The organism is Bradyrhizobium sp., assembly GCF_016219575.1.
Taxonomy (GTDB): domain Bacteria; phylum Pseudomonadota; class Alphaproteobacteria; order Rhizobiales; family Xanthobacteraceae; genus Bradyrhizobium.
This window is the reverse complement of the sequence record NZ_JACRMG010000005.1, coordinates 189,127-202,832: the sequence shown is the minus strand read 5'-3', so window position 1 is coordinate 202,832 and position 13,706 is coordinate 189,127. Positions and strand designations below refer to the sequence as shown.

At 64.4% G+C, this 13,706-nt stretch carries 7 protein-coding genes; 6 read left to right on the top strand and 1 reads right to left on the bottom strand.

The features are described 5' to 3' along the window. Positions 1–6: 6 nt before the first annotated feature. Both rplA and HZB49_RS03050 read left to right on the top strand, forming a co-directional pair. Positions 7–699: a 50S ribosomal protein L1 gene (gene rplA, locus HZB49_RS03055; protein WP_291609004.1), complete on the top strand. Its 693-nt coding sequence runs from the start codon at positions 7–9 to the stop codon at positions 697–699. Between the two features lie 81 nt (positions 700–780). Further along, the gene (locus HZB49_RS03050; RefSeq protein ID WP_291609003.1) at positions 781–1,734 is read left to right on the top strand and encodes a 2-hydroxyacid dehydrogenase; all 954 of its coding nucleotides are present in this window, start codon (positions 781–783) and stop codon (positions 1,732–1,734) included. An 816-nt stretch (positions 1,735–2,550) separates the two neighbouring features. On the opposite strand, the gene HZB49_RS03045 is transcribed toward HZB49_RS03050, so the two are convergent. Further along, positions 2,551–3,150: a hypothetical protein gene (locus HZB49_RS03045; protein WP_291609002.1), complete on the bottom strand. Its 600-nt coding sequence runs from the start codon at positions 3,148–3,150 to the stop codon at positions 2,551–2,553. Positions 3,151–3,783: 633 nt separating this feature from the next. Here HZB49_RS03045 and rplJ point away from each other — a divergent pair. From rplJ to rpoC, 4 genes are all read left to right on the top strand, one after another. Then, the gene (gene rplJ / locus HZB49_RS03040; RefSeq protein ID WP_291609102.1) at positions 3,784–4,302 is read left to right on the top strand and encodes a 50S ribosomal protein L10; all 519 of its coding nucleotides are present in this window, start codon (positions 3,784–3,786) and stop codon (positions 4,300–4,302) included. 53 nt (positions 4,303–4,355) lie between these two features. Beyond that, positions 4,356–4,733, top strand: a complete 378-nt coding sequence (gene rplL / locus HZB49_RS03035) for a 50S ribosomal protein L7/L12 (protein WP_061876888.1) — start codon at positions 4,356–4,358, stop codon at positions 4,731–4,733. A gap of 444 nt (positions 4,734–5,177) precedes the next feature. Beyond that, positions 5,178–9,305, top strand: coding sequence for a DNA-directed RNA polymerase subunit beta (rpoB, locus tag HZB49_RS03030; protein WP_291609001.1), 4,128 nt, complete (start codon positions 5,178–5,180; stop codon positions 9,303–9,305). Between the two features lie 119 nt (positions 9,306–9,424). Next, the gene (gene rpoC, locus HZB49_RS03025) at positions 9,425–13,624 is read left to right on the top strand and encodes a DNA-directed RNA polymerase subunit beta' (RefSeq protein ID WP_291609000.1); all 4,200 of its coding nucleotides are present in this window, start codon (positions 9,425–9,427) and stop codon (positions 13,622–13,624) included. Positions 13,625–13,706: the final 82 nt, after the last annotated feature.

Below are 13,706 nucleotides of genomic sequence, written 5' to 3'. Positions count from 1 at the left end.
GGCGCCATGGCAATCGGAAAGCGTTACAAGTCCGCCCGCGAAGGCGTCGATCCCGAGAAGGCGTACCCGCTCGCGGAGGCCATCAAGATGGTCAAGGCTCGGGCAAAGGCGAAGTTCGACGAGACCATCGAGATTGCGATCAATCTCGGCGTCGATCCGCGCCACGCCGACCAGATGGTCCGCGGCGTCGTCACCCTGCCGAACGGCACCGGCCGCACATTGCGCGTCGGCGTGTTCGCGCGCGGTGCGAAGGCCGATGAAGCCAGGGCCGCCGGCGCCGACGTGGTCGGTGCGGAAGATCTGGTGGAGAAGGTGCAGGGCGGCAACATCGATTTCGATCGCTGTATCGCCACCCCCGACATGATGCCGCTGGTCGGCCGCCTCGGTAAGGTGCTCGGCCCGCGCGGCATGATGCCGAACCCGAAGATCGGCACCGTGACCATGGACGTCACCACTGCGGTCAAGGGCGCCAAGGGCGGTTCGGTCGAGTTCCGCGTCGAGAAGGCCGGCATCGTGCAGGCCGGCGTCGGCAAGGCCTCGTTCTCCGAGGAGAAGCTGGTGCAGAACGTCAAGGCGCTCGCGGACGCGGTCGCCAAGGCCAAGCCCGCCGGCGCCAAGGGCACCTACATCCAGCGCGTCGCGGTTTCCTCCACCATGGGGCCGGGCGTGAAGGTCGAGCCGGGCTCGCTGCACGACTGATGATTCGCCTGAGGGCATGACAATCGAAGGGCGGGATCGGGTCACCGGTTCCGCCCGTTTCATTTGCAAGAAGAGGCCGCGATGCCCGAGAAAGTCCTGATCCTCCACCGCTTCCCGAAATCGCAGATGGCGCGCATCAGCCAGCGCTACGAGCTGATGGATGCGGCGGGGAAGAAGCCCGGCGAGGTGTTTTCGGCGGAACAGCTCGCTTCCGTCCGCGCCGTGCTCGCGGCAGGCGGCCAGCGGCTCGGCGGTGACATCATGGACTTGCTGCCGCAACTGGGGGCGATCGTCTGCTACGGCACCGGCTATGACGGCGTCGACCTGAAGGCCGCAGCCGCGCGCAACATCGCGGTCGGCAACAGTCCCGGCGCCAATGCCTCGTCGGTCGCCGACATGGCGCTGGCCCTGACGCTGGCAAGCGTGAGGCGGATCCTGGTCGCCGACGGCTTTATCCGCGACGGCAGCTGGGCGGCGTCGAAACCGTCGCCGCTGATGCGGCCGCAGAACGGCATGGGCGGACGCAAGGTCGGCATCTACGGCATGGGCGAGATCGGCCGCCGCATCGCCGCGCGCGTGGCCGCCTTCGAGAGCGAGGTCGGCTATTTCAGCCGCAGCCGCCATGACGTGCCCTATCGCTATTTCGACGGTCTGGAGGCGTTGGCCGACTGGTGCAGCGTGCTCATCGTCGCCGTGCGCGCCGGCCCCGAGACGTATCACGTCGTCAACGCCGATATCCTGCGGCGGCTCGGCGAGGACGGCCATGTCGTCAACATCGCGCGCGGTTCCGTCATCGACCAGCGCGCACTGGTTGCAGCGCTCACCGACAAGACCATCGCCGGCGCCGGCCTCGACGTCTTCGAGAAGGAGCCGCACGCGCCGGATGCGCTGACCGCGCTGCCGAACGTCGTGCTCGCCCCGCATGTCGGCGGCCACACGCTGCAAGGCCACGTCGCGATGCAGGACTGCGTGATGGCGAATCTGGAGGCGTTCTTCGCCGGCAAGCCGCTGCCCTTTGCGGTGAAGGCGGGGTGAGAACTGTAGGGTGGGCAAAGGCGCTCTTGCGCCGTGCCCACCTTGCGTGCAGTGCTCTTGAGGGTGGGCACGCTGCGCTTTGCCCACCCTACGGCGCTTTGCTGCCTCATCCTGAGGAGCCGCGCTCGCGCGGCGTCTCGAAGGATGGCCGCGACAAGAATGCAGACATAGCTTCTCGTTCTCACGGCGCGGTTTCGCCTGAGTTTTGCGGTCTCTTCGGCCCTCTTCTGTGAAGAGGGCGCAGGGAAGGCCGGGCGCCGACTGCGCCCGCATTGCCGTGTGCGAAAAGTGCTACAAAAGGTGCACACGGGTTTGACAGGTACAGCCGGGACAGCCCGGCCTTCCCCGCGCAATGGCCTTACGGCTTATGTCGCGCTCTCCCCGGGGAACGGCCTGTCTTGCCCCCGTTGCCTCGCCAGCACAGGCCGGCGGGGATAGACGCCAGGGTCGCGGCGCCAGGACCACACGATTTCGCCGTACGCTGCCGCGTTTTCGTCGGGCGGGAATGACCCCGCCTGACGCGGCAAGCGTCCATCGCAACCCGCACCACGTTCCGTGACGATCGCGCGAACGTCCCTCATGGTGGCGCGGGCTGGGGCATGCATACCGCAAATCAGAATTCTGGTAAAGCGAAATATTTTTCACTCCGGGGCTTGACACGATTCCGTCAAACCGAAGTGACTTGCCCGTCGTGCCGGATTTGCAATGGTGCGCGCCGCTGCTGCCGTGGGAGAGGTCGAGCGCGTCGAAAAACCCATCATTCATCTTTGTTGTTGAAGCATGATGGTTTCGCTTCGCTCTACCCATCCTACGATCCTAGCCCGCCTTCGGCATGATATGCGCGGGATAGCCGAGGCGCCTGGCCAGTTTCGCCATGCCGCCCAGCGCGGCCGCCTGCAGGCCGACGGGCAGATAGGCGATATAGGTGACCGGAAACAGCGTGCTGGTCAGAAGCAGCGCGGCCTGCAAGGGATTGTAGATGTCGCCGCGGCGGTTGGCGCGGCCCTGCTGGCTCAGCGCGGTCAGGGTCTCGAAGAAGCGCTCGACGCCTTCAAGGATTTCGAGGCTCGGCTCCGGCGGAGTGATGCGCTGGCGCACGTGCAATGTCATGGTGCCGGTGTTCCAGGGATGGACATGCGGCGTATTGAAGGGGACCGTGAAGGTGTGGGGTGCGCTCGCCTGCTGCCTGACCCCGCCGATGCTGCAACCGGCGCTGCCCTCGAGCAGGTCGAAATGCTCGATGCTGGCGCCGTCGGGCCCTCCGCCGTGGCAGTGGGGAATCGCCGCCAGCCGCTCGCCGGGCGGGACGAACCAGTCGATGGCGAGTTCCATTCCGCCGGACGACTCAGCCGTCGTGACGAACACCAGCCGCGTCTTGGTCACCGGGTTGAAGTAGCTGTCGGCCGGCTTTGCCATCGAAAATGCCCCCGTAGCGGCCCCATTTTGGCGGGAACCCATTATATGGGCGATATACGGGGCCCGGAGAGGCCGGTTTCAGGGGTTTTGCCCCGCCGGCCGCGGCCCGATTTTTGCTCTTGGCAATCGGTGCCGGAGCGGATAAACAGCCGCCTCCGGACGTGCTGGCGGTCGCTGGCGCGTTCGTGCTCGCATTCCAAAATGCCGAAATGAAGGGAGACTGTTCCTTTTGACGTCCGCTCGGGCCGTTCAAGAGGAAGAGGAAACTTCGTCCCGGTGGAATGGGGCAGGGGCCGTCGGTTCTGCCGATGTGCCTCGATCCTGTCCGAGACTGCAGGCGCCTGCGACGAACGCAAGTTCTTCAAGGGCTTAATCGAACGGCCTGCATAGACGGGTGAAGACCGGATTTTTGTTCGCGCCTGCCATTATTGGCGGCGTGGAGGGAGTTTGGTTCGAACCTCGACACCCCGCGGGCCTGCGAAGGCTTTCGGGAGGGCAGGCTTAAGATGTCGTCTTGCCCTTCGTGTCCTTCGGAAGCTCGCTTCCGAATGTCAGGTGACGGGCGGGACGGCGGGTGCAACCCGGTGGTCCTGCTCCAAGATGAGCAAGGCCGCCAACCGGAGAGAGCTTGCTGTGGAAAGAGCGGCAAAAAAGGACGCGGTCGTAGCGCTCAACGAGGTCTTCAAGACCACGAACGTTGCCATCGTCGCCCACTATTCCGGCCTCACCGTGGCCCAGATGCAGAAGCTGCGCATGCAGATGCGGCAGGCTGGCGCATCGGTGAAGGTCTCGAAGAACCGTCTCGCCAAAATTGCTCTTGAAGGCACTGACGTCGCCGGCATCGGCCCCCTGTTGAAGGGGCCGACCGTGATCGCAACTTCCAGCGATCCGGTCGCCGCGCCGAAGGTTGCCATCGAATTCGCCAAGGCGAACGAACAGTTCGTCATCCTCGGCGGCTCGATGGGTAAAACCGTCCTGAATGTCGATGGCGTGAAGGCGCTTGCCTCGCTGCCGTCGCTCGACGAACTGCGCGCAAAGCTCGTGGGCCTCCTCGTGGCGCCCGCGACCAAGATCGCCCAACTGTCGAACGCTCCCGCGGCCAAGCTCGCGCGCGTCATTCAGGCTCATGCCTCAAAGGGCGAAGCGGCCTGACCCTTCGCAAAACATCAACCTGGTTCGAACCATACGTTTAAGGAAACAGATCAATGGCTGACTTGCAGAAAATCGTCGACGACCTCTCGAGCCTCACCGTGCTCGAAGCGGCTGAACTCGCTAAGCTCCTGGAAGAGAAGTGGGGCGTGTCCGCCGCTGCCGCGGTTGCGGTTGCCGGCCCCGCCGCTGGTGGCGCCGCCGCCGCTCCGGCCGAAGAGAAGACCGAGTTCACCGTCGTGCTGGCTTCCGCCGGCGACAAGAAGATCGAGGTCATCAAGGAAGTCCGCGCCATCACGGGCCTGGGCCTGAAGGAAGCCAAGGACCTCGTCGAAGGCGCTCCGAAGCCGGTCAAGGAAGGCGTCAACAAGGACGAAGCCGACAAGATCAAGGCCCAGCTCGAGAAGGCTGGCGCGAAGGTCGAGCTCAAGTAAGTGCGTAAACCCGGGGCCGAATCCCCGGGATTGTGCAAGAAGCGTGCTTCGGGGCATCCCGGAGCAGGGCGTACACAGAAAAGTGTGGGGATTCGGGAACTTAATCCTCGAATCCCTGCGTTCGCCGCCCCATATCGGGTCGGCAGCAGGAAAACACGGCGCGGTGACGGGGACGGCAGGGTTCCCGGCGCAAGCCGTTGGGAGACAGTCAGATTTCGGGCTTTTTGCAGTCCGTGAAATGAATGGTTGTGACGGGCGGGTGCGCTAGCGCGCCCCGCGCGTCGTTTTGCGTTTTGAAGGTCCGAAGAACGAAATCGGGACGAAAAACCCGCAATCGGGCTTTGGGGGGTCGAAACGAATCGAAATTCAACCCGGATGGCGGTCGCAAACCGCGGTCCGGAAGGTTCGCCCTCACGGCGGGGGCGGCGCAGATGAGAGGCCACGATGGCGCAGCAGACATTCACCGGTCGCAAACGCGTTCGCAAGTTCTTCGGACATATCAAGGAAGTCGCAGAGATGCCGAACCTCATCGAGGTTCAGAAGGCGTCCTATGACCAGTTCCTGATGGTCGACGAACCCACCGGCGGCCGTCCGGACGAGGGCCTGCAGGCCGTGTTCCGCTCGGTGTTCCCGATCTCCGACTTCTCGGGCACCTCGATGCTGGAATTCGTCCGCTACGAATTCGAGCCGCCGAAATACGACGTCGACGAGTGCCGCCAGCGCGGCATGACCTTCGCTGCGCCGCTGAAGGTGACGCTGCGCCTCATCGTGTTCGATATCGACGAGGAAACCGGCGCCAAGTCGGTCAAGGACATCAAGGAGCAGGACGTCTACATGGGCGACATCCCGCTCATGACCATGAACGGCACCTTCATCGTCAACGGCACCGAGCGCGTCATCGTCTCGCAGATGCACCGTTCGCCCGGCGTGTTCTTCGACCACGACAAGGGCAAGACCCACTCCTCGGGCAAGCTCCTGTTCGCCGCCCGCGTGATTCCGTATCGCGGCTCCTGGCTCGACATCGAGTTCGACGCCAAGGACATCGTGTTTGCCCGCATCGACCGCCGCCGCAAGATCCCGGTGACGTCGCTGATGTATGCGCTCGGCCTCGACGGCGAGCAGATTCTCGCGACCTTCTACAAGAAGATCACCTACAAGCGCACCAAGGACGGCTGGCGCGTGCCGTTTGCCGCCGACCGCTTCCGCGGTTACTCGACGGTCAACGACCTGATCGACGCAGACAGCGGCAAGGTCGTGCTCGAAGCCGGCAAGAAGCTCACCGTGCGCGCCGCGCGCCAGCTCCAGGAAAAGGGGCTGAAGGCGCTGCGCCTGTCGGACGAGGAACTGGCGGGCAACTACCTCGCCGAAGACCTCGTCAACGCCAAGACCGGCGAGATCCATGCCGAAGCCGGCGAGGAGATCACCGACAAGCTGCTGAAGGCACTGAACGAGCACGGCTACAAGGAACTGCCGGTGCTCGACATCGACCACGTCAATGTCGGCGGCTACATCCGCAACACGCTGCATGCCGACAAGAACATGACTCGCGAGGACGCGCTGTTCGACATCTACCGGGTGATGCGCCCGGGCGAGCCGCCGACGCTCGACTCCGCGCAGACCATGTTCCAGTCGCTGTTCTTCGACTCCGAGCGTTACGATCTCTCCGCGGTCGGCCGCGTCAAGATGAACATGCGCCTCGAGCTCGATGCGCCCGACACCCACCGCACGCTGCGCAAGGAAGACATCCTCGCCGTCATCAAGACGCTGGTGGACCTGCGCGACGGCAAGGGCGAGATCGACGACATCGACCATCTCGGCAACCGCCGTGTGCGCTCGGTCGGCGAACTCATGGAGAACCAGTACCGCATCGGCCTGCTCCGCATGGAGCGCGCCATCAAGGAGCGCATGTCGAGCGTCGATATCGACACCGTCATGCCGCAGGACCTGATCAACGCGAAGCCCGCCGCGGCGGCCGTGCGTGAATTCTTCGGCTCCTCGCAGCTGTCGCAGTTCATGGACCAGACCAACCCGCTGTCGGAGATCACCCACAAGCGGCGCCTGTCGGCGCTCGGACCGGGCGGTCTGACCCGCGAGCGCGCCGGCTTTGAGGTGCGCGACGTGCACCCGACGCATTACGGCCGCATCTGCCCGATCGAGACGCCGGAAGGCCCGAACATCGGCCTGATCAACTCGCTGGCGACGTTTGCGCGCGTCAACAAATACGGCTTCGTCGAGACGCCGTATCGCAAGGTCAAGGACGGCCGCGTCACCGACGAGGTCGTGTACCTCTCGGCGATGGAGGAGGGCCGCTACCGCGTGGCGCAGGCCAACGTGCCGCTCGACAACCGCGGCCGCTTCACCGAGGACCTCGTGGTCTGCCGCAACGCCGGCGAAGTGCTGCCGGTGACGCCGGACAAGGTCGACTACATGGACGTGTCGCCGAAGCAGCTGGTTTCGGTGGCAGCGGCGCTCATTCCGTTCCTCGAGAACGACGACGCCAACCGCGCGCTGATGGGCTCGAACATGCAGCGCCAGGCGGTGCCGCTGGTTCGCGCCGAGGCGCCGTTCGTCGGCACCGGCATGGAAGGCGTGGTCGCCCGCGATTCCGGTGCGGCGATCGCTGCCCGCCGCTCGGGCGTGATCGACCAGATCGACGCCACCCGTGTGGTCATCCGCGCCACCGAGGATCTCGACCCCACCAAGTCGGGCGTCGATATCTACCGGCTGATGAAGTACCAGCGCTCCAACCAGTCGACCTGCATCAACCAGCGTCCGCTGGTGAAGGTCGGCGACATCGTCAAGAAGGGCGACATCATCGCTGACGGTCCCTCGACCGATCTCGGCGAGCTCGCGCTCGGCCGCAACGTGCTTGTCGCGTTCATGCCGTGGAACGGCTACAACTTCGAAGACTCGATCCTGCTCTCCGAGCGGATCGTGAAGGACGACGTGTTCACCTCGATCCATATCGAGGAATTCGAGGTGATGGCCCGCGACACCAAGCTCGGGCCCGAGGAAATCACCCGCGACATTCCGAACGTCTCGGAAGAAGCACTGAAGAACCTCGACGAAGCCGGCATCGTCTATATCGGCGCGGAAGTGCGCGCCGGCGACATCCTGGTCGGCAAGATCACGCCGAAGGGCGAAAGCCCGATGACGCCGGAGGAAAAGCTCCTGCGCGCCATCTTCGGCGAAAAGGCCTCCGATGTCCGCGACACCTCGCTGCGCGTGCCTCCGGGCGTGCAGGGCACCATCGTGGAAGTCCGCGTGTTCAACCGCCACGGCGTCGACAAGGACGAGCGTGCGCTGGCGATCGAGCGGGAGGAGATCGAGCGGCTGGCCAAGGACCGCGACGACGAGCAGGCGATCCTCGACCGCAACGTCTACAACCGTCTGGCGGAGCTCTTGGAGAACCGCCAGGGCATCGCCGGTCCCAAGGGCTTCAAGAAGGACACCAAGATCACCCGCGCAGTGCTCGACGAGTATCCGAAGTCGCAGTGGTGGCTGTTCGCCTCGCCGAACGACAAGCTGATGGCCGAGATCGAGGCCATGCACAAGCAGTATGACGAGTCGAAGAAGGGCCTCGAACAGCGCTTCCTCGACAAGGTCGAGAAGCTGCAGCGCGGCGACGAGCTGCCGCCCGGCGTGATGAAGATGGTCAAGGTCTTCGTCGCGGTGAAGCGCAAGATCCAGCCCGGCGACAAGATGGCCGGCCGCCACGGCAACAAGGGCGTGGTGTCGAAGATCGTGCCGATCGAGGACATGCCGTTCCTCGAGGACGGCACGCATGCCGACATCGTGCTCAATCCGCTGGGCGTGCCCTCGCGCATGAACGTCGGCCAGATCCTCGAGACGCATCTCGGCTGGGCCTGCGCCGGCCTCGGCAAGCGCATCGGCCAGACGGTCGATGCCTACCTGCACGGCGCCGCCAGGCAGGACACCAAGCCGCTGAAGGAGACGCTGAAGAAGATCTACGGCGACGACGAGACCATCAAGTCGCTGAACGACAGCGAGCTGATCGAGCTCGGGCGCAACCTCAGCCATGGCGTGCCGATCGCCACCCCGGTGTTCGACGGCGCCAAGGAAGCCGACATCGAGGAGATGCTCAAGCTCGCCGGGCTCGATGCGTCCGGCCAGTCGACCGTCTATGACGGCCGCACCGGCGATCCCTTCGATCGCAAGGTGACGGTGGGCTACATCTACATGCTCAAGCTGCACCACCTCGTCGACGACAAGATCCACGCGCGTTCGATCGGACCGTACTCGCTCGTCACCCAGCAGCCGCTGGGCGGCAAGGCGCAGTTCGGCGGCCAGCGCTTCGGCGAAATGGAGGTCTGGGCCCTCGAAGCCTACGGCGCCGCCTACACGCTGCAGGAAATGCTGACCGTGAAGTCGGACGACGTCGCGGGACGAACCAAGGTGTACGAGGCGATCGTCCGCGGCGACGACACGTTCGAGGCCGGCATCCCGGAATCGTTCAACGTGCTGGTCAAGGAAATGCGCTCGCTCGGCCTCAACGTCGACCTGCACAATTCCAAGGTGGGACCGGGGACGACTTCCGAGGCCGCCGAGTAACTTTGACGCCCGGCGTTACTGCCGGGCTATGGCGCTTCGCCCGAGCGGGGCGGGGCGCCCGTGACCAAAAAGAATGTCTTATTGCTGCCGGCCTTTGACCGGCACGCGAGGAGAAGACCATGAACCAAGAGATTATGAATCTTTTCAATCCGACGACTCCGGCCCAGGTCTTCGACCAGATCCGGATCTCGATCGCGTCCCCGGAGAAGATTCTGTCCTGGTCCTACGGCGAGATCAAGAAGCCGGAGACCATCAACTACCGCACCTTCAAGCCCGAGCGCGACGGCCTGTTCTGCGCCCGCATCTTCGGGCCGATCAAGGACTACGAGTGCCTGTGCGGCAAGTACAAGCGGATGAAGTACAAGGGCATCATCTGCGAAAAGTGCTCGGTCGAGGTAACGCTGTCGCGCGTCCGGCGCGAGCGCATGGGCCATATCGAGCTCGCCGCTCCCGTCGCCCATATCTGGTTCCTGAAGTCGCTGCCCTCGCGCATCGGCCTTCTGCTCGACATGACGCTGAAGGATCTCGAGCGCATCCTGTACTTCGAATACTACGTCGTGCTCGAGCCGGGCCTGACCGCGCTCAAGGACCGTCAGCTGCTGTCGGAAGACGAGTACCTCAAGGCGCAGGACGAATACGGCCAGGACAGCTTCACCGCCATGATCGGCGCCGAGGCGATCCGCGAGATGCTGAAGGGTCTCGAGCTCGAGAAGCTCGAGGCGACGCTGCGCGCCGAGATGTCGGAGACGGATTCCGAGATCAAGCACAAGAAGCTCGCCAAGCGGCTCAAGATCGTCGAGGCGTTCCGCCATTCCGGCAACAAGCCGGAGTGGATGATCCTCACCGTCGTGCCGGTGATTCCGCCGGATCTGCGCCCGCTGGTGCCGCTCGACGGCGGCCGCTTTGCGACGTCGGACCTCAACGACCTCTACCGCCGCGTCATCAACCGCAACAACCGCCTGAAGCGGCTGATGGAGCTGCGTGCGCCCGACATCATCATCCGCAACGAAAAGCGCATGCTGCAGGAGGCGGTCGATGCGCTGTTCGACAACGGCCGCCGCGGCCGCGTCATCACCGGCGCCAACAAGCGCCCGCTGAAGTCGCTCGCCGACATGCTGAAGGGCAAGCAGGGCCGCTTCCGCCAGAATCTGCTCGGCAAGCGCGTGGACTATTCCGGCCGTTCGGTGATCGTGGTCGGTCCCGAGCTCAAGCTGCACCAGTGCGGCTTGCCGAAGAAGATGGCGCTCGAGCTGTTCAAGCCGTTCATCTATTCGCGGCTTGACGCCAAGGGCCTGTCCACCACCGTCAAGCAGGCCAAGAAGCTGGTCGAGAAGGAGCGGCCCGAGGTCTGGGACATCCTGGACGAGGTGATCCGCGAGCATCCGGTGCTGCTCAACCGCGCGCCGACGCTGCATCGCCTCGGCATCCAGGCGTTCGAGCCGGTGCTGATCGAGGGCAAGGCGATCCAGCTGCATCCGCTGGTCTGCGCCGCCTTCAACGCCGACTTCGACGGCGACCAGATGGCCGTGCACGTTCCGCTGTCGCTGGAAGCGCAGCTGGAAGCGCGCGTGCTGATGATGTCGACCAACAACATCCTGCATCCCGCTAACGGCCAGCCGATCATCGTCCCGTCGCAGGACATCGTGCTCGGCCTCTACTACGTCTCGATCATGCGCGAAGGCCTGCCCGGCGAGGGCAAGATCTTCGGCGACATGGCCGAGCTGGAGCACGCGCTGCATTCGAAGGTCATCCACCTCCACACCAAGATCAAGTATCGCTGGGAAGGCGTCGGCGAGGACGGCAAGCCGGCCAAGCGCTGGATCGAAACCACCGCCGGCCGCGTCATGCTCGGCAATCTCCTGCCGAAGAGCTCGAAGGTCCCGTACGACATCATCAACAAGCTGATGACCAAGCGCGAGATCTCCGGCGTCATCGACCAAGTCTACCGCCACTGCGGCCAGAAGGAGACCGTGATCTTCTGCGACCGCATCATGGCGCTCGGCTTCTACAACGCGTTCAAGGCCGGCATCTCGTTCGGCAAGGACGACATGGTCGTGCCGCACGGCAAGTGGAAGATCGTCGAGACCACCCGTACGCTGGCGAAGGATTTCGAGCAGCAGTACAATGACGGTCTCATCACCCATGGCGAGAAGTACAACAAGGTCGTCGACGCCTGGTCGAAGGCCACCGAAGAAATCGCCAAGGAGATGATGAAGGAGATTTCTTCGACCAAGAAGACCGCCAAGGGCGCCGATGCCGACATCAACTCGATCTACATGATGGCGCACTCCGGTGCGCGCGGCTCGCCGGCGCAGATGCGCCAGCTCGCCGGCATGCGCGGCCTGATGGCAAAGCCGTCCGGCGAAATCATCGAGACGCCGATCATTTCCAACTTCAAGGAAGGCCTGTCGGTGCTCGAATACTTCAACTCGACCCACGGTGCCCGCAAGGGCCTCGCGGACACCGCGTTGAAGACCGCGAACTCCGGCTACCTGACCCGCCGTCTGGTCGACGTCGCGCAGGACTGCATCATCACGCAGGACGACTGCGGCACCAAGCTCGGCATCAAGATGCGCGCCATCATCGATGCCGGCACGGTGGTGGCCTCGCTCGCCTCGCGCATCCTCGGCCGCACGGCCTGCGATGACGTGCGCGATCCCGCCTCCAACAAGGTGATCATCAAGCGCGGCACGCTGATGGAGGAGACGCATGTCGACGCGCTCCACCAGGCCGGCATCCAGGAAGTGAAGATCCGCTCGGCGCTGACCTGCGAGCTGGTCAACGGCATCTGCGGCAAGTGCTACGGGCGCGACCTCGCCCGCGGCACCCCGGTCAACCACGGCGAGGCGGTCGGCGTCATCGCCGCGCAGTCGATCGGCGAGCCCGGCACGCAGCTGACCATGCGCACCTTCCACATCGGCGGCGCGGCCCAGATCAACGAGCAGTCGTTCGTCGAGTCGAACTTCGAAGGCAAGGTGACCATCCGGAACAAGTCGATCGTCAAGAACAGCGACGGTCAACTGATCGCCACCGTCCGCAACATGGTGGTTGCGATCGTCGACGCCGACGGCACCGAGCGCGCGACTCACCGTATCCAGTACGGCTCGAAAATGCTCGTCGACGAAGGCGACATGGTCAAGCGCGGCACCCGTATCGCCGAATGGGATCCGTTCACCCGTCCGGTGCTCACGGAGGCCGAGGGCACGATCGGCTTCGAGGACCTGGTCGAAGGCCAGTCGATTTCGGAAACGCTCGACGAATCCACCGGCATCGCCAAGCGCGTGGTCATCGACTGGCGCTCGATGCGCGGAGGTGCGGACCTGCGTCCGGCGATCGTGATCAAGGGCAAGGACGGCAAGGTGCTGAAGCTCGCCCGTGGCGGCGATGCCCGCTACATGCTGTCGGTCGACGCGATCCTCTCGGTCGACGTCGGCGCCAAGGTCAAGCCGGGCGATATCCTCGCCCGTATCTCGACCGAAAGCGCCAAGACCCGCGACATCACCGGCGGTCTGCCGCGCGTGGCGGAACTGTTCGAGGCCCGCAAGCCGAAGGACGCGGCGATCATCGCCGAGATCTCCGGCACCATCCGCTTCGGCCGCGACTACAAGAACAAGCGCCGCATCTCGATCGAGCCGGTCGACAAGACCGAGGAGACGCGCGAGTACCTGATCCCGAAGGGCAAGCACATCCACTTGCAGGACGGCGACGTCGTCGAAAAGGGCGACTTCATCGTCGAGGGCAATCCGGCGCCGCACGATATCCTGGCGATCAAGGGCATCGAGGAACTCGCTGCCTACCTGGTCAACGAAATCCAGGAGGTCTACCGGCTGCAGGGCGTGCTCATCAACGACAAGCACATCGAAGTGATCGTGCGTCAGATGCTGCAGAAGGTGGAGATCACCGACCAGGGCGAGACCGACATGATCGCGGGCGAACAGGTCGACAAGATCGAGTTCGACCAGGTCAACGAGAAGGCCAAGGAAGAGGGCAAGAAGATCGCCACGGGAACGCCTGTTCTGCTCGGCATCACCAAGGCGAGCCTGCAGACCCGCTCCTTCTTCTCGGCGGCCTCGTTCCAGGAGACGACGCGCGTCCTCACGGAAGCCGCCGTCAACGGCAAGGTCGACCCGCTCGAAGGCCTCAAGGAGAACGTCATCGTCGGCCGGCTGATCCCGGCGGGCACCGGCGCCTCGATGGCCAAGATCCGCGAAGTCGCCGTCAAGCGCGACAAGCTGATCCTCGACGAGCGCGAGAAGCAGGCCGCGATCGTGCCCACGGCGCCGGAAGCGGAACCTCTGGCTTTGCCGCCGGCGGAATAAGCGTCCCGGTAGAATAGGGAAATATCTTGCGAAAGGCCGGCCACGCGCCGGCCTTTTTGTTTTTCTTTATTGCTGCGGTGCA

Coding starts and splice junctions, on each gene's coding strand:
- rpoC (WP_291609000.1), top strand. CDS start 9,425: ATGAACCAAGAGATTATGAATCTTTTCAATCCGACGACTCCGGCCCAG.
- HZB49_RS03050 (WP_291609003.1), top strand. CDS start 781: ATGCCCGAGAAAGTCCTGATCCTCCACCGCTTCCCGAAATCGCAGATG.
- rpoB (WP_291609001.1), top strand. CDS start 5,178: ATGGCGCAGCAGACATTCACCGGTCGCAAACGCGTTCGCAAGTTCTTC.
- HZB49_RS03045 (WP_291609002.1), bottom strand. CDS start 3,150: ATGGCAAAGCCGGCCGACAGCTACTTCAACCCGGTGACCAAGACGCGG.
- rplL (WP_061876888.1), top strand. CDS start 4,356: ATGGCTGACTTGCAGAAAATCGTCGACGACCTCTCGAGCCTCACCGTG.
- rplA (WP_291609004.1), top strand. CDS start 7: ATGGCAATCGGAAAGCGTTACAAGTCCGCCCGCGAAGGCGTCGATCCC.